The following is a 20,179-nucleotide window of genomic DNA, read 5'->3' on the forward strand; positions in this document are numbered from 1 at the left end:
ATCAATATATGGAGTATTTTATGGCACGTAGACCAAGAAGAAATCATTCAAATGATTTTAAAGCTAAGGTAGCACTTGCTGCGATTAAAGCAGAAAAAACACTTGCTGAATTGAGTGCTGAGTTTGATGTTCATCAAAACCAAATTATTGACTGGAAAAATCAATTGATCTCAGCTTCCTCGCAAGCTTTCGATCAATCAAAAGCTCCAACAGAACCACCCATCGATCTAAAAAAACTACATGCAAAAATCGGTGAGCAGGCATTAGAAATTGATTTTTTAGAAGGTGTGTTGAAGAAACTGGGCCGCTTCAACCACAAAAGTTAATCGACGACTCACTTCAGATTTCAGTATCTAAGCAAGCTAAGCTGCTGAAAGTCTCCCGTGGTTGTTATTACTATCGCCCAAAACCTGTGAGTGCATCAGATCTGAAGCTGATGCGATGTATTGATGAATTACATATGCAATATCCTTTTGCAGGCAGTCGTATGATGCGTGATTTGTTGAATCGTCAAGGACATCATATAGGACGACGTCATACACGTACTTTAATGAAGAAAATGGGTATTCAGGCGTTATATTGCAAACCAAATTTAAGCCAGGCTAATCAAGCTCACCGTAAATATCCATATCTGCTCAAAGGGTTGGCTATTCAGCGCAGTAATCAAGTGTGGTCTACGGATATAACGTATATCCCTATGGCAAAAGGCTTTGTTTATTTATGTGCTGTGATTGATTGGCATAGCCGCAAGGTACTTGCGCATAGGGTATCGATTAGTATGGAGGTGGATTTTTGTATTTCGGCTTTAAATGAAGCGATTGAAAAATATGGTCGACCTGAAATATTTAATACAGACCAAGGCAGCCAGTTTACCAGTGATGCATTTATTGATGTATTGAAATCAAATGGCATTCAAATCAGTATGGATGGTAAAGGTCGATGGGTAGATAATGTGATGGTTGAACGATTATGGCGGAGCGTTAAATATGAAGAGGTGTATCTCAAAGCTTATAGCAGTGTCACAGATGCGAAAAAGCAATTAAGTGCATATTTTGAGTTTTATAATTTGAAACGACCTCATTCGAGTCTAGACAAAATGACACCAAATGAGTTTTACTATGATCAGCTACCCCAACAAAACAAGGTGGCTTAACTAGAGCGGAATATCACTTATAAATACGCTTTTAGTTGTTCAAACAAGTGGGACCACCTCTAGAGTAAAGTACTCTCGTACAATAACTATTGTAATGCTACTAATTAAGTTGCTTAAATCTAAATAATTAAACATAGCTGCAAACATGAATCTCAATTTTTTATTCGGCTTTATCATAATTATTGTTGGCGGTGGTGCAGCAATAGTTGCGCTTCGTTCAATGTTAGAAAATGAAATTTTTATGAAGGATAGTATATGGCTATGAATAATTCTAAATTCGATAAATACTTATTGCGCTCATTTTTAAAAAATACTGGACTTGCAATAATTTCAATTAGTGCAATAGCATTGGTTATATTTGCATGTTATGTGGTTTATATAGGAATAGGAAAAGCATCAACTTATGTATTCAATAACTTTGTACTAACTCTAAAAACTATTGGCTATATCGTATTATTTTTAATCGCTTTAAATTTAGTTATCTGTTTTATTGAAAATGTTATCAAAGAAGCCAATCAAAAAAGGAGTGAAGATAGTTCAGAAGATAATGTATGAGGGTAATAAAAAGTATCATACTGGCTTACTCTCAACACTTTGATTTTTTGGTCTTTATCTCCATCAAGTGTATTTTCTAAAATATAGTATGAATCTTTTACCCTCATACACTAAGGGGTTAAGAAAGGTTTCGGCAAGAAACGCCCCTCAACAAAACACCTACGATAAAAAAGTTTTAGTGATCGTGGTGATCTGTATCAATTACGTCATTATTGTTTGCATTAAACTTAGCCTGCTCTTTATAAAAATTATAGTCGGCATTGTCGTATACAAGCTCTTTTGGGTAAGGGATACCCATTTCATCAAGCTTTAAAGCGTAATAATGCGGTATTGGCTTGGTTGGATTGAAGTATGGTTCAGGGTAGTACTGAGTAACGACTTTAGCGGAGTAGGAATTAACGAGTTGATCTACATCGCTTTCTATTGTTTTTTGTTGGTCATTGTAATAAGAGTCAACAAGCTCTTTGTCTGAGTGGCTTGCTGCACAACCTGAAAATATTAAAGGTATTAAAATAGCGATAATTCTATAATGTTTCATTTTAAATAGGCCCAGGTGTAGTGTATATTTAATGGAACGTTAAAATACTTTTGATTATACATGACTTTTAAAGATGCTGTAACACCACCTTTTAGCAGAGGAAAAAGAGAACATAAGTTCTTGGCTAAAATGTTAAAATCTGAAAAAGATAAGATTAAGCTTTATACCAAAAGTTTAAGAAAAATTACTTTTAATGAGCTTTTAATTAGAGCAACTTTAATTTTAGTTGTGGTTTTTGCGTTAAGTTTTTGTATCTTTGGCGTATACCTATCTTTGAACGGTTTATTCTCAAAAGATGTGCATTTAGGAATGATTGGCATTATAGGTGATAGTAGTAGAATAATATTATGTACCATCTCAGCTATATTGTGCGCGGTTACAGCTTTCAAACTGTTTAAGAAAGCAAAAATTGACTGGAAAGAACATCAGTCATCAAAACGATATGCCAAAGCAATAACGAAAGAGTACCAGTCATTAAATAATTTGATTTTGGAACAGATTAAACAAGATAAAACAGGCAGTTATTGGCTGAACAGCAAAGAGATCCTGAGCATAACAGAGCAATACGAAGATAACATAAATGAAAACACAAAAGATTATCTGGTAAGTTTTACGCAAGATACGACTAAAAAGTATGTTAGGTTTTACATATATAATAATTCGCATATCTCTAATGGGTATACCAATGTTTTACATATACACTCGACTACTTTAACAATTTATTCACACTGTCTAAGTTATTCGGATTCGTTGAGTGTTAAAGACCTTTTAGATATTTCTGTTAAAAGTATTTGCATAAATTATTAGTTTTACTATAATACTTTTAAGAACAAAATTTAAATGTTTCTTACGACATTAAAAGAATGGGAGGCTTATAGCTTCCCATTTTTCTTTTTAAAATAACTATTATTTTTCTAAAACATCATTTGCCTTTTTCTCAAAACCCTTAACTTCTGCTAAAAGTTCTTCATTTTGGGCCATTGTGTCAGTAAAGGTCTGTTTCGAGAATTTAATGAATTCCAATGCATCATTGATCGATTGCTCTTTGCTTGGCTTCACGTACTTCGGGAGCTTATTGAATTCAGTATCCACATTTCTTTTGATCGCAGAAAAGTCTTTATCAAGCGACTCGAATGCTGCACTGGTTGACTCAAGCTGTATACGTTCAGAAACTCTATGGTCGATGTTTTGGAACACCAGGAACACACATACAAAAACTAAACTAGCAATTAAACTATTTTTTAGAACAACTGTATCCATTTTAAAACCCTTTAACATTTCTTTGATATTTTTAGTATAATCACTTTAATGTCTTTAAAATTTTTTTAAAAAATATGTCTAAAGCCTCCAACGTTGAGCTCTTAAACTTTTATAGTCTTGTTAAAGTACCTTTTAAATATGCTCACAAAGAGGTGTTGTTCTCCATTTCTATTTTATATTTTAACGGTAAAACTAAATCATACGTTCATTATCACAAATTTGAAGATGAAGAATTGCAGACTGTTCTAGGGTATGTGGTTTCGGAGAGTCTGGCGTGGACCTTTGGATCTTTGAAAACTGATAAATTCACTGTTAATCAGAATTTTATTTTCAATACTGTGCAAGAAGTGGAAAAAAGCCTTAAAGAACAAATAAATGCTTTATATAAAAGCACGGGTATAAATGCTAAGTTTTCCATGCAATATGCCTTAAAGGATAAGCCATCTGCAGAAAACAACGACTTATTAGAGAAGATATTTGCGATTGATAAAATGCTACCATTTGCTTTTACATTTAATAATAACGGCGGTTATGAAGTTGCATTAAAAGAATGTTCGTTAAAACTAATTAATGATATTGGGTTTTTCGCTTAAAAGTCCTTAAACTATTAAATACCACTTCATTAATACTTATTTTTAATTATAATGTGGGGTATTAGTAGTTTTAAGTTAGGTCATTAATTAGTGAATAAGAAAACCCTTACCATAGCGATATTGTCAGTTTTGCTATTTGGTTGTGATAAGTTAAAGCCTTCAAATACTGATACTGCATCTCAAGAAGAACAAATAGATCCCATTGAAAAGAAAGTTGAGGAACAAGTTCGCAAATATGATGAACGTGTTACCACTTACAATCCATCTAACTACAAATTACCTCAATCAAGCCTTTCTACCACCAGCCACAAAGTAGCGTGTAATTTTGGTGTAGGGGGAGATCTACCAGCTTTGGCATCAAATGGCATGTTCTCACAGCCGTTATATCGTATTGAAGCTGAGCAGATCATGGATAAAGTTCAGGGCGATGTGATGTATGCCCCTTATTCAATCGCGACATCTGTTGAGGGTGATGTTTTATATGAATCTGAAATTGATAGCTTTGATCGACAGTTAAATACATTACGAAGTTATCAAATTAAATCATCTGAACGAAATATCATTTCGTCATCTGGCTTTTACACCAATTCAAACAAAGCTGTTCGTATGGCACCTATCCGCAGTTACCCGGTTGCTTATGTGAAGCGCTTGGACGGCGATATTGTTTCTACATCTATGTTTAATGATGCATGCGACAAAGAAGTAGGTGTACGTAACTACAAATGGCGCGAAATTGATGTGTCGGGCAAACCATATGCAAGTTTAGCATCCACTGTATCTGAGCAAATTGTTCGGGTGAATCAGTTTGGCATGTTCACCAGTGCATCAAATTTTTACAGCTACTTCAGTAGTGAGTTTGGCAACTTCTTGGATGCAAATAACAAGTTTAGATCCGCATTGGAGAAATCAGGACGTTTCCCTAAAGGTTCAAAAATCTACGTTCCATCTGAGATTAAAACGACTGATGAAACACTGGTGATTACGAAGAACCCTGAGCTTGAAATTACAGACTTCCAAAAAGACAAGGTTTTAGAGGCATACAACAAAGAGGCCAAAATACGGAATCTTGGCCAGATCGTATTCAAGGTCTACAACCTCAAAAACAATACTGTTTTCTATACACCATGGAATGAAACCAAGCACCGTGAAGCGGTCGAGTTTGAACCTATTGTTGTTATCGATGGCAAGGCTTATTCAGCAGTTTGGCATGTTCCTAATACTTTGACATTCAATGATTCGACCAGTGCTGGAAACTTAACGTATTACAACGCTACGGCGCATAACGCATTCGTCAATGCTGTTAAAGGTATATACCAAGGTCAGCAAAGCATGGTTGGTACAGAGCACGAAGATGATACCGAATATTCAATGAAGACTGCAGTTGAATACCAGAAAGCCCAGGCAGAGAAATAATATGGAATTAAGCACTATTGAAAAGAATACCGAAGCTCAAGACATTCAATCTGATGCGTATGACCAGCGTGTACATTCAGTATTGATAGTACCTGAACATGCCCTAAAAAAAATTGAGTCGATGATTTTGGCTACTGGTCATGTACAAAGTGACAGTACCAATCTTTTAGAAGTTTTAAGGCCAATGCCTGAAGAATTCAGAAAAGACGTTGATAACACCGAATTTACAGAAAAAGAAAACGGCGACATCGGTGATGCAGCCGTGGTCATTGTTGATGGTTTGATTCACGACACAAAACGCGGTGTTTGGATCTCTCAAAATTGGGGTTGTGGTAGTCCTAAATTCACCAAGCTTATTCAGGCTGGAGCTGAGCCACCAATTGAACTGATTGCCAAAAATAAGGGGGATAAGTTTAGTGCGACTTTAACGCACGAATTTCAAAAAGCGTATGAGCGAATGGGTTATACCCAAAAACAGGTCGGTTATATACACATCCTATCAAATGGTACACCAACGACTTTCTTTAACTACCTGAGTGACGAATTGCTGTGCAAACTGGAATTCATATCAGTAGACAACAACCGTTTAAACGCCTCACAAACTAACTTTTATAGTGCCGTAGAGCGAGGATCTGTTTCAGATTGGGGAGTGAGCTATCACAGAAAACCTTTTAACTTAGAAAATTACCCGATCAATTCTCTATTGGTGTCGGGATTAACAATAACTTTTATTTTGTACCTGATTTACAGCTATCTCTTTGGAGCTTAATACCAAATGAAATATTTAAACAGAACATCTCAAGATCGCGAAAAACATCATTACTTTAATCAACAACAGGGCGACAATAGAAAACAGCACAATCCGAACCATCGTCACCACTCTATTAGCTTAAATGATGTATTTCGGTCGTTATTAGCCCTTACTCAACTAGACAAAGACATCCCGACATTGATCAAGCTTTTTGAAGAACAAGGGCTTGAAATATGCGAAACGCGTGTACGCACTTGGTCAACACCCGTGCATATCAACAATAGACCAATACCACACATTATTTTTGTTGGTTTTATGAATTTACTTGAGTGCATCAATGCTGAAGCAAAACTCAAAGATATTAATCTGTTTGATCTGTCAGAAATCTTGGACGATATACGCAACTAACAATTATGTGGTTTAGCTATGACTGAAGAAATAAATAGTAATGAAAAAAAAGATGGTCCTATTACGGATGTAGGTAAAAAGTTTGCTGGTGCACGTAAAGACAACCCATCACCAGACTTCTCAGGCAACATGAATGGAATTAAGTCTGACAGCCTAGTGACTAAAAAGGAATATTGGCAAAAGCCTGATTTTAGAGCTGATGCCCAATCTGGCCATAAACCTGTAAAACATGCACTATTATTTTCTTTGGTCTATGCAAACTTAACCAACAAGCCTTTAGGGGGCGGTTGGTTTAGCATAGGTCAAAAGCAATGGGATGATGCCTACATTGCTACGCTACACTTCTTAAAAAACAAATATGAAAGCTCACACTACGAACGTTTAGAACAACTGACAGACGACTTTAATGCGTACATGACCGTTAAGTTTGGTGCTGGACGAAGTGAAAAAGATATTTTAGAACGCTACTCAGCTGGACGACATACCAATCGCAGAGTTAAACACCCACTATCATTTAGTTCAGACACACGTTTACGCTTAAAAAACTTAATCCCTTTAGGATGGCCAGACGATCGTGTACTTGATACGGATAATTATGGTGCCAAAAAATTATTAAACACTGAGACTGGTCAACATAAGTGGTATGCCGTTAAATCCATTTCAGCAAAGCGGTTTCAAACACTAGATGATTGGACGGAATACGACACATTCAATGCAGCACTAGAAAAAGTAAAAACATTTTTTCAGCCAATTTTAGATGAACGAGTCATAGAACCCAAAAAAGGACGCGCAAAACCACCCAAAAGACCGCGCTACGACAGAGTTGAAGTGCGCGAGGGTAAGGACCATCGAAAGGGTGAAAACATCGATAGCCAGTTGCTTATGGACTATTTCAAATTTTCTGGAGTCGAGTTCGGCAATTGGGTAAATCAAAAGGAACGTGCATGGTTTCTGAATTGCACGTATGACTCACTAATGGATCTTGTCGAACTTCTAGGTCTACCCGTTACGTTCGCATCTTTAGGCGGTAAGCTAGGAATAGCATTCGGTTCGCGTGGCACAGGCGTTGATAGCGCAGCAGCTCACTTTGAACCAGGTAATATGCTTATTCATTTGACCAAGACGCAAGGTGTTGGAGCACTAGCCCATGAGTTCGCGCACGGATTTGATTGTGTTTTGGCAAAACGAAACGGACTCAATAATAACTTTTTTAGCGAATACTTTCTTTACACCAGTAAAGGGCGTTACTCAGTACAGAATCATCAAGAGTCAGCATACAAACATCTTAAAGATGGCCAGACTGCAGATAAGTTTATCAAGCTGGTTAATTATCTTACTTTTAAGTCAACCAAATACCTTGATTACGAAGAAAGACAAGGCGGTACGGGCTTTATGAATAACGCCATGCACCTAGATCAATCACGGTCAATGTATTGGTCACAGCCAACAGAAATCTTTGCCAGACTGTTTGAATGTTGGGTGACGGATAAGCTGGCTGAAAATGATCAACAAAATGGGTTTTTGGTGCACGGCACAGAAGAGTCGGCAAATAGTTGGAATATGAAGTTAAGCGCATATCCAACAGGCAGAGAACGGGCAATTTTAGTTGATTTGATGGATGATTGGCTAAAAGCATTAGTGAGGTCGTGGACGAAATGAATGCAATCACTAAGACCTCAAAAAAAGAACGGATCTTATTCAATAATCCCAAAGCAACACGACTTTACAGGGAAGCAATAACAGAGCTTATTGCGTTTAAACCTTGGGAAGTTAACGCCACTGAGAATATGCTTACGATCTGCAACACCTACCGCTATGTCGTGAATAAACGTTGTTGTTTAGGGTACGAGTTTTGGTGTTACGACCGAAGCGAAAAAGAATGGGTACGTGTTAAGCCCTCAAGCGGTCGCCACAACTATGGGAAAAACTGGTGCAAAACAAATGACAAAAACAATGGTCTACAAGGCAGTAAAACGAGCAGATTTTGAGTATTCAAACGCAGCGCGTGGATACGTGTATCGGGGAGAGAAAATATCTGATGCTGAAGCGGAAAAACTAAAGCATAAATGGGCTAAAAAAGACCTGATGGACAATGCAAAAAAAGATGGATCGTTCACACCAGAATCATTAGAAATGTTCAAAACCTTGGTGAATCATGTATCACCACGGGAGTTGACCGCCAAACAGCAAGCTTTGACATACCATAGCCTTAAACGCTACACAGATTGCGTATTTAACCTTTATGAAGTCACCGCTAAACAAACACCTCCAGCAAAACTAAAACGACCGTACAGCATGCCTAGACTGGATGGTACGGATAACCCTTGGAACCAAGGCAAACGAGAAAACGATGTCTATATATACAAGGGGATTGAGTACAAAGGCATTGAAGCGGAAACAGCAATGCATAAAGTGGTGATTGCATCAGAATTAACGGCAATTGCCGGATTGGATAATCAGTTAGCGAATCTGGCCAACGAAACAGGTGTAGCGTTGTTTTCAGAATTTATTGAAGTTGCACACCAGAACAATGATTTAAAGGATTTAACATATGTAGTTTTTGATTATGTAAAACATCTAATTGTGACGATTGATCGCTATTTTGATTTAAAACTGAAATCTAACGTGTCGGTCAGTATTTCAGTGAACCGAGTAGCTGGCTATTCAAGGTATAGCATAGTTCAACGGAAATAGACGCACGAACGCAACCAGTGACATTACATGTGTCGTCAATGACAGCTTATGTGTCTCGAACGTGCACGTAATTTTGGATTGATTGGTTTGAATGCAGAAAATGTAAATTATGCAAAGTAACACCATGAATATAGCTGATGATTGTACGGTAGTACGTAGACCGTATCAAAGAATGACGACAGCTAACATGCTTAAGATTTGTTATAATAAACAAATTGTTAGTATCTAAACGACACATGAGCTGTCATTTTTTGGAAATTGCGACTACCCTATTCATTTTAATTCGAACTTTAACTTATGTTCACCTGAAGTCTAGTTAATAAAACTTTTAATAATTTTATTTATTATTTTCAATAACTTATATAAATAAAAAAATAATTATAAATTTTTGGTTCATGAACCTAATGAATTTATTGATACTTTTATAAAATAGAGTTAATTTGTCCGAGAGATATGGGTAGATATCTATTTTTGGTCTTTTTAGTGATTAGAGATATGACCATTGTCATCAAATTTTAAGGAATTCCTTAAGTTTTTTTCTTATAATTCAATAAAATAATTTTGAATACTCAAAAATTAAATGTAATATAAGTCACATTATGAACCGTTAAGTGAAATACGTTTTGCTTAAACGAATGATTGAGTTAGATCATCTAAATGATGATCGTGCTAGAAGACTCAGGTTTTACACCAAAATATTTGGCAGACTTTATTTTAAATACAATCCTAAACTGAATATAAAAAACCTTCGGAGGGCTTATTTGGCCAAACTAACCATCAACCTGAAAAAACTAAATTCTTACGCTAAGTATTTTTTCTAAAAGACACCGTACATATAGCATTACTTTATGTTAATAAAAATTTAGCATCATTTTTGACGCTTATTTGTTGTATGTGCAAAAGCAAGACATTTTAAATAAAGAATCTTTTAATATGAAAGTTACATATCCAGAGACAGGTATATACGAGCACGAACTCAAAGCAATTGATAAGATTAAAAAGGTCTTTGATCGTGGCGAAAAAACTAAAAACTGGCGAGCATATGCTGGTTTTGAATTTATGCATAAAAATGGAAAAAAAGCAGTAGCGAAAGGTAGTTCTGAGAAATTTGAATATGATCTCCTAATTATTACTCATGCAAACATTTTGGTCATTGAATTCAAGGACTGGAACGGTAAGGAAATTACAAAAGTTGCAGGAAAATGGTACGTAGGTAATAAAGAGCAAGATTCATGCCCTGTAGCTAAAAATGTAAAAAAAATGCAAATTATAGTTAATAAACTAAAGGATAAAGTTTCAGAAAAGAAAGCTAAGGGCATTACATTTCATTACCAAAGTGTTTCTCACTTTGTTGTCATGTGTGGTAAAGCAGATTATTCGCGCCTGCCTCCAGAAGATTTAGAGCACATTCTTTCGATAGATGAGTTTATACAATTAGCTCAACAGAAGAATTTTAATAATATGTTCCGCAAGCATCTGGAACGTGATGGTCGCATATATGATATTAAAAAAGAATATCACGCCATTATTGATGAAATTTTTGCGCCTGACCAAATTCAACCACGCTCTTTGATTATTAATAATCATGAACGAGGTGACTTGATCTTACCGCATCCTAAAAAGATTTATAGCGAGTATAAAGCGCATTCATTGACCATCGTTGGTGAAAAATCTTTAATGCGTTGTTGGGATTTTAATGAATTCAAGTTGAGTAACTCAAGAATGAGTCAGCCTCAACATCGATTCAACTTGATCTGCAATGAGCGCCGGGTTTTCCAAAAAATTAAAACAGAAAAGCCTGATCTTTATCAAAGTTGTTTGCACCCGATTACAAACCCAAGTCTTGATGACATGACATCAAAATATAATGAGTTGTATGAGTTGCCTGAGAACAGCTATCGAGTCAACGAATTCATCGGCGCTTATGCTGAGAAAATGTCTGAATCTGAGAAATTGGATTTATTCCAGATTTTGCTTGGTAAATTTAATCACCTACATCAAATGGGAATTACTCATGGTGATGTGGGTGATCATAGTGTGTGGATCTCTTATAAAAAGGAGATATTGCTATCCAATTTTTCGGCAGCAAATGATCAAACACAGCCCTCGAAAATTGACCCTGAACTGGCTAACGAACTCCCATTTTTGAATACAACAGCTCATCTTCCGAATCTTGCGCTGACAGCTGCACAAAAGGATGTGTATTGGTTAGGGCAGTTAATCCTTCATATTTGGAAGAATGCTCGACTGAGCCCACGTTCATTGAAAAAATTTAGTCTTGAGGAGCGAGATCAGAACCACTGGTTAGAGCGTATTTTAACACGAGCTTTGACAGGGAAATATGATAATGCATGTGCAGTATTCCAAGATTTCTTAGCTCAAAAACCTGCTGAACAAGTTAGTTATGAACTTGATGCAGATGTACTGAATCCATATTTAAATCAGACAAATACCTATATCAGTTACCCGATATTTGGCGCGCCTATTGATGCTAACCAAAATTTTACACTCTATGCATCAGGCAACATGTTAGTCAAAACATGGATGGGTAAAGTTGCATCTGCAATGACAACTTATCAAAAGAGTTGTTTTAAGCGATTCTTTGAAGAACTTAAAATGACGCAGGCTCTCAATTTGCCATACCTTCCTAAGATTATTGATTTTGGTTTATCAACTAGCACAGCATGTGTGTATCTAGTAACTGAAATGGTAAAGGGTGAAGCTTGGTCAACGGTTATTGAGGGCTTAACTGAGGATGAAAAAAATGAACTTTCACTTCAGTTATTGCATTCTCTGAAAAAATTTCATGAGCATGGCTTTCAACATGGAAACTTGGATGATGAAAAGATTCTAGTAGATAAAACAAACTTGAAAGTTAGTTTTAATGATTGCTTCCATCCTGAAGTACCACAACCTGATTCTTCTAATGCTTATTTCCCATCTGATATTGAAGATCCAACAGTCATTCAGTGTGACAACTTTACTGCATTGAAATTAATCGCAGATCTATACGATATAGACTTGGCTGTGGATGATGTGGCTTCAATGGATCCTACTTTATCCTGGCTAAATACAGCCTTGAGCATAGAAGGAATGGAAGATCCAAGTGTACGCTATATTGATAATTCTCGCTTTATAGAGGCATTTGAATGTAAGGGTGCTATTGTAAAAGAAGCTCCTCAGATTAGTATTTATACAAGTAAGGTTGAGACGCCCTTTACGATTTATCCCGAAAACGGCAAAGTTTATATCCAACTTGAGGCAGCAAGTGAGGGGGATTTTCGATTTACACTTAGCGGAATCAATGGCATGTTAAAAGGGTTTTATAAGCCCCATGAAAATCAATTAAGTTTCCTTGATTTTGTCAAAAAACAAGACCTGTGGTGGAAGGCTAGTAGGGATGCAGATCTGACTATTGATGTTAGCATTGAAGTCCACCCGATATCTGGGATGAGTAAGCGTGACAACATTGTAGAGTTAAATGACTTCTTAGCAAAAGATCAAAACTTTAAGGATGCTATTGAACAGTTTAAGCAAGCACAGCTCAAAAGGACTCAAGAGAAAGAGGAAACATTACGGGCTCTGCGTGAACAAAAAGCATTACAAGAAGAGATAGGCGATGTTATAGCTACTGATGAGCTTATGGCACAGCCAATGAGTCATCTGCCTACACATAGCCACTTAATTGATATTGAAACGAAAGAGTTGTGGAAAAAAGTCATGGCGACTGAGCGTCATGCACATCCTACAATCACTCTGTCTGAGCCGTTAAAGATAGTTTCGAGCAAACATTTTAAAGATTCAAAGAGTGCTATTGCATACTATGACTCTGCAGAAGATGTTTCAGCTAAATTTTCAAAGACCGATAAAGTCGATGTAATGTGCACTAAAGAAACTGGGGCGGGAGGTGATTACACTTTCTGCATAGGTACGGTGAATATTGCGCAATCAAAAGTCGGAGAATTGTGGATCGATTTTTGTAAAAAAACAAATGAAGTTCCTGAAGAAGCAACACTGTTTCTACAAAGCAAGGCAGATAAGTCATCTAATCGGAAACGTGCAGATGCTCTGACAAATATTCTGAGTAATAAGGCTGTCATTGAAAATCTCGTAGATTACTTTGAACCATCATTAGTGATTGAAGCAAAAGATTATGAGATTGAAGTGCCTGATGAAGATCTAGATCACTATAACAAATACAAAAATGGGGAATTGGTTAAAGCCCTCAATCCATTACAACGTAAAGCGTTCCGTAATGTGCTTAAGTATGGACCTGTATCACTATTAAAGGGACCACCAGGAACCGGCAAAACTGAATTTATCTCTATACTGGCTCACTATCTCTATGATAAACAAAATGTATCTAACATCTTAATTGTTAGTCAGTCGCACGAAGCTGTAAATACAAGTGTTGAGCGTATACGTCAGCTATGCACAGAGTATGACACACCATTAAGTATTGCTCGAATAAGCAATAAAGAGAGTGCTGTGTCTCCTGAATTAAAAGATGTCTATACAGGCTCAATTATTACGAGCCAGATAGAGCTGTTTAAGTCTAATATTAAAGAAAGAGTGCTTGAGCTTGCAAAAGATTTATCACTTGAAGCTGAATACTTGAGCGATCTTTATGAAATCAGAGTCACTATTTTAAATAGTCTTAAATCTGCGTATCAGTCAATCGACCAAGATGATCTTGATCAAAAGTTTAGCTTCTCATTAGAAGAGTATACCCAGGCTTTCAAATCAGCAATGCATAAGCTGAAGAGCATGTTTGACGGAAATCAAGACTTTTGGGATCAACTGGAAGACTGTATCAATGATAAAGAGATAACAGTATTAAACCAGTTAAATAAGATCGACATGATTACGTTCGCAGCACTTAATCAATACTACGGGGTATCTAATGAGGAAGGACTTAAAGCGAAAGCCTTGATCAATATTGCCCTAGATTATGAACCATTAATTGAAAGCCAAAATGCTAATTATGAAAGTTTCCTGGTCAAAACAAGGCAATTAGTCTGTGGCACATGCGTTGGTGTTGGCCAACAAAGTATTGGAATCGCCAATCACGTATTTGATTGGGTGATTATTGATGAAGCAGCACGTTCAATCGCTTCAGAATTGGCAATTGCAATGCAGTCAGGTGCACGTATTTTATTAGTTGGGGATCAAGACCAACTTCCTCCACTATATTCGAGCGATCATAAAAAGGCTTTAGCTAAGCAACTTAAGATATCAGATGATGATTTGGAAGATAAATTACAAAGCGACTTTGGCCGTATCTTTAATTCACATTATGGACTAAAGGCTAGTTCAGAACTCTTGTCACAGTACCGAATGAGTCCGAGCATCGGCGAATTAGTTTCAGACTGTTTTTATGAAGGAAAACTTGAAACTGAAGTTGTCGATTCTCGTGGTTTAAGTGATGAAGAGCTGAAAGAAATTAAGTTAAAGCGGATTGTGCCTGATAACTATGCATCCGACATCGCAATAGAATTGAATTCAACAGTTACTTGGGTGGATACTGGGAATGCTGAGCATTTCAAAATGGAGAAAGGTAGTAGTATTTATAACCCACATGAAATTAATGAAATTATCGATTTTCTTCAGCGGATTGACCAAGACAAACTCTTGTTAAATAAATTAGTGCCAGAGCCTGATTCCCTTAAAGAGCCTGCTATTGGTGTAATTTGTACCTATGCTGAGCAAAAAAACCGGTTAAGAAAAGCCTTCTCTTTGTGTGAAGTGTCAGATGCATTGAGATCAATTGTGCGTATTGATACGGTGGATAGTTATCAAGGTAAACAGAATAAGATCATCATTCTCTCAGTTACGCGAAATGATCCAACTAAGTTTCCTGCATTTTTGAAGTCACCAAATCGTGTGAACGTGGCTTTATCTCGCGCAATGGATCGTCTTGTAATCTTTGGTGCGTCAGAAATGTGGCAAGGAGTCAACAGTAACTTACCTTTAGGACGCGTATTAAATTACATCAAGTGCCGTGAGAATCAGACTTTAGAATATCGATATATTTCAAAACGCGCCATTGTCAAAATAGTACAAAACAATCCGCACATTAATAAAAATAGATCAAAAAAATATAGAAAGGCAGGGGTATAACTCATGGAAAATTCACTAAGAAGCTATCATGACGTAGATGTTACATTGCCATCACAACTATTCAATGTGGCATTTAGCTATACCACAACAGATACCTTAGATTTTATTGATTCTATGGTATTGCGCCTATTGGTAATTGCACCACTTTCTGCTGAAAAAATAGCGCGGTTCTTAGGGTTATCTAATCATGAAACAGATGTGCTATTAACTAAATTATTAAAACAAATGCAGATAAAACATCTTGAAGATGATCGATTTGCTCTGACTCAGCGACTTGAGAAAGCATTCTCGGATGTTTGTGCAATTCCTTATGTAAATAAGATTGAGGACAATATTCAAAAGATGAGTTTTGAGATGATTGGCTTGAATCCTGAGCCAGTTAATCCCAACGCATCTGACAATGGGGCAAATTCAATTAAATTAGATGCTTCTAACCAATACCTTTCAAATGGTGAGTCTTTGGTTAGTAAGGAGTTTCAGAAAAATTTTCGATTTTATTTCAGCCAAGGATTAGTTAAGTTGAATCCATCAGTGGATGAAAAGAAGCTGCAACTGTATAAAATGAGCCAAGTGGAAAAATTGCGAGACCATTCTCGTCGTTTTACATTACCATTGACGCTTGATGAGAATTATACACCTACAGAGATTAGTGATTTTAATCACATGGAAAATCTTAACAAAATCGAAGATTCTCTTTACGCTGCTCTTAGATCAGCTAAGAAGCCACAAAATATTGAGGATATTCTAAAGGTACTCCATGAATTAGATATGGAGGATACTTTTTCAGTTGAATCTATTTTTAGCGAGAATAAGCTTAATTTAGATCGCTTATTTAAGCTAGAACACAAATCCAATGAATACTTTATCGGGCCAATATATTCTAAGGAAAATTCAGACCTGTTTTTCAAAACAATCAAACAATATCAAGACCAGAATAATGATGATAAACAGCTGTATTGGTTAGCTCCATCAGATGAATTTTGGGGTAAGTCAGATAGATTTAGTGATTTTATTGATCGTTTATCGACAACCACAATTACCAAAAACTTTAAATGCTTCTTACCAGTGGCATACAGAAATGATAAACAATCAATCGCAAGTTATAAAAAACTAATCACAGCTGAGGCAGGAGCCAAGCACTTTCTAACGTTTAAGGAAAGTAGTGTAGTTTTTGACGGTAATTTTGAGCTTTTGGTTATGAAAGACTCTTTTTGTGTTTTGATTATTCACGTTAGTGATTCATCCACAAATATTTTAACAACAGTGCCTGTGGGTATTATTGTCAAAAATAAGGCTATTGCCCAATCGTTTTATAAGTTTTTTGAAGACTTAGAGAACGATGGAGAGAACTTCTTTGGTTTATTAAATTCTAAAAAATAGAATAATCATCTTAAAAAGCTAGCAGATTTGCTAGCTTTTTTAAACTCAAATTAGAGTGGCAACAATCCAGACCAGACATTTCTACTTTGAAGTGGCTTTGTTGCACAAAGATTTGAAATGCAAAGCGCCCCTAATTGAGCCAAATTTAAGGCGTAACTTGGGTAAGTGGTCGACCTAATTCCGTAAATCTGTTAAGGACTGCTACACGTGCATGGATCTCATTCACTTGGCTATCAAAACTCCTTGCACTGAGTTTATCTCCTAATAATTTGATGCAATGCATCTTAGTTTCAACCAAACTTCGCCGATGATAGCCTGACCATTTTTTCCATAGTGTCCTGCCTAAACGTTTAATTGTTCGAAGTAATTCATTTCGCTCTAGCGAGCTACTCTTTGTATCTTTCCATTTTTTCTAGGTGGAATCACCGCATGCGCTTGCCGATCTGCAATGACCTGACGGCATTGCTTGGTGTCATAAGCCCCATCGGTATAAACAGAGTCAATCCGCTCATCTTGTGGAATCTGATTAAGTAAATCACCAAGCACCTGTGAATCACTGACATTATTGGTTGTAAGCTGAACTGCTCGTATTTGTAGGGTTTTAGCATCTATACCAATATGAAGTTTACGCCATTGGCGACGATATTCAGGTCCATGTTTCTTGCGTTTCCATTCGCCCTCACCTAGAAACTTCATGCCTGTAGAGTCCATGAGTAGATGCAGCCCATCGCTACTTTTTTGGTAGCTGATTACAATATCAATATGCTTTTGTCTTCTACAAAGCGTGGTGTAATCTGGAGCTATCCAATTTAATCCGCAAAGTTTAATCAGACTTTGCACAAAGCCAGTGACCATACGTAAAGACAGACGGAATAAGGATTTAATCATTAAGCAGCATTGGATGGCTGCGTCGGAGTAGATTTGATTTCGCCCTTGTTTGCCTTTTGATGGAGCATATCATTGCGTAGCAGGATCAAACCAAATGGCAATATTTCCTCGACTCATGAGTGCTCGGTTATATGCGGGCCAATTGGTTGTGCGGTAGATTTTGTGTGTAGGCTTCTTCATTTGAAAATTATATCGCTGAAAAACCCTTTACAGATAGGTTTGTGCAACAAAGCCATTCAGAATTGAAATAGAAAAATTTAAAAATAAATAACTTGGAAATAGATTTTATGATAAAATTCAATCAGCTATATTAATTTCTACACTTATGTCTGCACTACAAAAAATTAATGAAGATATGATAGTGAATCTTCCTAAGGGTGATTTACACGTTCATTTAAATGGAGCTATTCCAACAAATTTAGTTAAGGAATTATTAGCAAAAAATACAAATGGAATTCCCTCAAATTTTGATATTAATAAAGATTTAAATATTCTCGAACCACAAAAAAATCTGCAAGATTATTTAAAACCATGGAAAGTCTTAAATTTAATACCTAGATCGCAGAGTGATTTAAATAAAATAGTATTACAAACATTTTTTAGTTTAAAACGGCTTTGTTGTATAAACATTCTTCAAGATACTGATTTTTAAGGATTTGTTTAAATTTTAATCCAAAAATAAATTAAACAAAATCATAGTCTTAGATATTTATGCAACAAAGCCCCATTAGAGCTAAACTCCATTTACTAATGTCATATTTAAATCTAATGGTATGAAAGTACTATCAAATATACTGTTTAAATTACAGCGATTTCATTCTTGCTTCCATTATTTCGAATTTGAAGTCTTGGAACCATTGAATTATTTAAGTAATCATAAATAACCATTTCAGGATGATGCAGATCAAATGCTTGTCCAAACCATATACAAGCAGCATTGGATGCACATGGTAAGACATGAATTTTGGTAATTCCTTTATCTGTTAGACTATGAAATAACGCATGAATATCTTGCATGAAACTTAGTCCTCGTTCAGGATTTCTTATTGCTCCATTCCCCATATATTCTGGTTTAGCAGTAATATTAATTACCGGATGTCCTAATTCAACAGCCTTATTTTTAGAGGTTTCTGGATCAGCAGTGAGATTCAATCTAATAGTAATTTCAGTACAATCTTCTATTTCACTGAAATTATTAATTTCATACGCTTTGGTTGTACATATAAGATCAGGCCACATCCAACAACTTCCATCCCTATACATAAGCATAGGTATAAATTTCCCTTTATTTCCTAATTTACTTCCTAATGCTATTAGGCATGGCATAGGGCCGAAGCCAAAAATAGCTACTCTCTTATCATCAAATTTAGTTTCCCTAAGTAATTGTTCTGTTTGAACTTCAAATTCTTCTAAAAAATACTTTTTATAGAACTCATCAGCTGAAGCTCTTAAATGAGCTGGTAATGGTTCATGAATTAGTGTCTTATCTTTATGCAAAATAGATTTTAATGGGAGAAGGCAGCTTGCAATATCACGTCGTGAAGGAGACTGAGGAATATTGCGATTCACGGGCCAGAAAAATAAATACACTGGCATAGGAGTAAAGCTTAAAGAATCTAATAAATCTTCGCATTGTGCTGTGAAATTACTTCTCATTTGCGAGAGTCTTGAAGCTGTATATTCTGCGCCAGCAACTTTATCAATTAACCTATGATGTTTTTCACATAATAATAAAATATTCGTTGGATCATCTGATAGTTGATATGAGAAGAAGGGGATACCGCGAGTAGAATTTTCTGATGCTGCAACATTATGAGCTAAAACGCCATATGTACCTTCAAATCCAGTTATTTCATCTATGTTTAATTTTGCACCACATCCTTTAAACATACATCGGCCATGACTTGAGAGATAAATCTGGTTTTTATCTTTTTCAGATAAATCGTTACCCCTACCTGTAAGATGCTCAAAATCAAAAATTCTTTTTATGAAATATTCTAATTGGTTTACAGGGTTTGGTTTTTGTTTAGGAATCTTTCTAGGAACAAAATCTACATCTTTAACTTCGCTCTCTTGAGAGGAGGTTAAATTCCATGTTTCTTTTAACTTTTCAAAATCATGTAGAGTGTGGGCATCAATTATGTGACCTTGAAGAAAGCGTGCATAAATGGAAATTTTTTTGGCAAGCAATCTTCGGACAAAAGTTAAAGTATCATCATAATTGAGAATTATACGGAAAAAACTTTCAGGGCTTTTATTTTTCAATAAGACAAAAATTATATTTTTACGTTCTTCATCAACTAATACACCTAATGAATCTATACAAATATGCTTTAAAATTTCTTCTATATATTTATTTGCATTTGATAAATCATCTATTGCTGATAAAGAAGTCTGTAAACTTAGGGATGGGTCTAGTTGCATTT

Annotated in this window: 15 protein-coding genes and 1 pseudogene; 12 read left to right on the forward strand and 4 right to left on the reverse strand. The window is 35.9% G+C overall.

Translation table 11 applies throughout. The features are described 5' to 3' along the window. The first annotated feature begins 20 nt into the window (after window positions 1-20). Both JFY49_RS16975 and JFY49_RS16980 read left to right on the forward strand, forming a co-directional pair. Window positions 21-1,153 (forward strand): IS3-like element ISAba14 family transposase gene (locus JFY49_RS16975; protein ID WP_223155595.1). Its coding sequence is split into 2 segments (ribosomal slippage): window positions 21-273 and window positions 273-1,153, totalling 1,134 coding nucleotides; the frame shifts between segments, so codons are not numbered across the junction. 255 nt (window positions 1,154-1,408) lie between these two features. Then, window positions 1,409-1,708 carry a hypothetical protein gene (locus JFY49_RS16980; protein ID WP_005005752.1) on the forward strand — a complete coding sequence of 100 codons (300 nt, stop codon included), beginning with the start codon at window positions 1,409-1,411 and terminating at the stop codon, window positions 1,706-1,708. A 175-nt stretch (window positions 1,709-1,883) separates the two neighbouring features. On the opposite strand, the gene JFY49_RS16985 is transcribed toward JFY49_RS16980, so the two are convergent. Then, a complete protein-coding gene (locus JFY49_RS16985) occupies window positions 1,884-2,246 on the reverse strand; it encodes a hypothetical protein (RefSeq protein ID WP_005005750.1) in 363 nt (120 codons plus the stop codon). 60 nt (window positions 2,247-2,306) lie between these two features. Between JFY49_RS16985 and JFY49_RS16990 the strand changes: the two genes are divergently transcribed. Further along, window positions 2,307-3,053 (forward strand): hypothetical protein, encoded by a 747-nt coding sequence (locus JFY49_RS16990; RefSeq protein ID WP_005005749.1) that lies wholly within the window; start codon window positions 2,307-2,309, stop codon window positions 3,051-3,053. A 99-nt stretch (window positions 3,054-3,152) separates the two neighbouring features. On the opposite strand, the gene JFY49_RS16995 is transcribed toward JFY49_RS16990, so the two are convergent. After that, complete coding sequence (locus JFY49_RS16995; RefSeq protein WP_005005748.1) at window positions 3,153-3,506, reverse strand: hypothetical protein; 354 nt, start codon at window positions 3,504-3,506, stop codon at window positions 3,153-3,155. A gap of 74 nt (window positions 3,507-3,580) precedes the next feature. Here JFY49_RS16995 and JFY49_RS17000 point away from each other — a divergent pair, with 74 nt between their 5' ends. The 8 genes from JFY49_RS17000 (at window position 3,581) to JFY49_RS17035 (ending at window position 16,865) form a co-directional block, all read left to right on the forward strand. After that, complete coding sequence (locus tag JFY49_RS17000; RefSeq protein ID WP_005005747.1) at window positions 3,581-4,099, forward strand: hypothetical protein; 519 nt, start codon at window positions 3,581-3,583, stop codon at window positions 4,097-4,099. Between the two features lie 90 nt (window positions 4,100-4,189). Beyond that, window positions 4,190-5,512, forward strand: a complete 1,323-nt coding sequence (locus JFY49_RS17005) for a hypothetical protein (RefSeq protein WP_200224915.1) — start codon at window positions 4,190-4,192, stop codon at window positions 5,510-5,512. A gap of 1 nt (window position 5,513) precedes the next feature. Continuing rightward, a complete protein-coding gene (locus tag JFY49_RS17010; RefSeq protein WP_005005745.1) occupies window positions 5,514-6,281 on the forward strand; it encodes a hypothetical protein in 768 nt (255 codons plus the stop codon). A gap of 6 nt (window positions 6,282-6,287) precedes the next feature. Then, window positions 6,288-6,671, forward strand: coding sequence for a hypothetical protein (locus JFY49_RS17015; protein ID WP_005005744.1), 384 nt, complete (start codon window positions 6,288-6,290; stop codon window positions 6,669-6,671). A gap of 18 nt (window positions 6,672-6,689) precedes the next feature. After that, window positions 6,690-8,330, forward strand: coding sequence for an LPD1 domain-containing protein (locus tag JFY49_RS17020; protein ID WP_005005743.1), 1,641 nt, complete (start codon window positions 6,690-6,692; stop codon window positions 8,328-8,330). A 228-nt stretch (window positions 8,331-8,558) separates the two neighbouring features. Beyond that, window positions 8,559-9,365, forward strand: a complete 807-nt coding sequence (locus tag JFY49_RS17025; RefSeq protein ID WP_010591556.1) for a hypothetical protein — start codon at window positions 8,559-8,561, stop codon at window positions 9,363-9,365. 894 nt (window positions 9,366-10,259) lie between these two features. Beyond that, entirely contained in the window at window positions 10,260-15,485 is a 5,226-nt protein-coding gene (locus JFY49_RS17030) for an AAA domain-containing protein (protein ID WP_077169794.1), read from the forward strand. Window positions 15,486-15,488: 3 nt separating this feature from the next. Continuing rightward, window positions 15,489-16,865, forward strand: a complete 1,377-nt coding sequence (locus JFY49_RS17035) for a hypothetical protein (RefSeq protein ID WP_005005738.1) — start codon at window positions 15,489-15,491, stop codon at window positions 16,863-16,865. A 145-nt stretch (window positions 16,866-17,010) separates the two neighbouring features. Here JFY49_RS17035 and JFY49_RS17040 read toward each other — a convergent pair. After that, a pseudogene (locus JFY49_RS17040) lies at window positions 17,011-17,933 on the reverse strand (IS5 family transposase). 145 nt (window positions 17,934-18,078) lie between these two features. Between JFY49_RS17040 and JFY49_RS17045 the strand changes: the two are divergent. Then, entirely contained in the window at window positions 18,079-18,405 is a 327-nt protein-coding gene (locus JFY49_RS17045; protein WP_005028412.1) for a hypothetical protein, read from the forward strand. 146 nt (window positions 18,406-18,551) lie between these two features. On the opposite strand, the gene JFY49_RS17050 is transcribed toward JFY49_RS17045, so the two are convergent. Further along, window positions 18,552-20,177: an SAVED domain-containing protein gene (locus JFY49_RS17050; protein ID WP_005006366.1), complete on the reverse strand. Its 1,626-nt coding sequence runs from the start codon at window positions 20,175-20,177 to the stop codon at window positions 18,552-18,554. Window positions 20,178-20,179 lie beyond the last annotated feature (2 nt).

Source organism: Acinetobacter sp. CS-2, assembly GCF_016599715.1.
Classification (GTDB): Bacteria; Pseudomonadota; Gammaproteobacteria; order Pseudomonadales; family Moraxellaceae; genus Acinetobacter.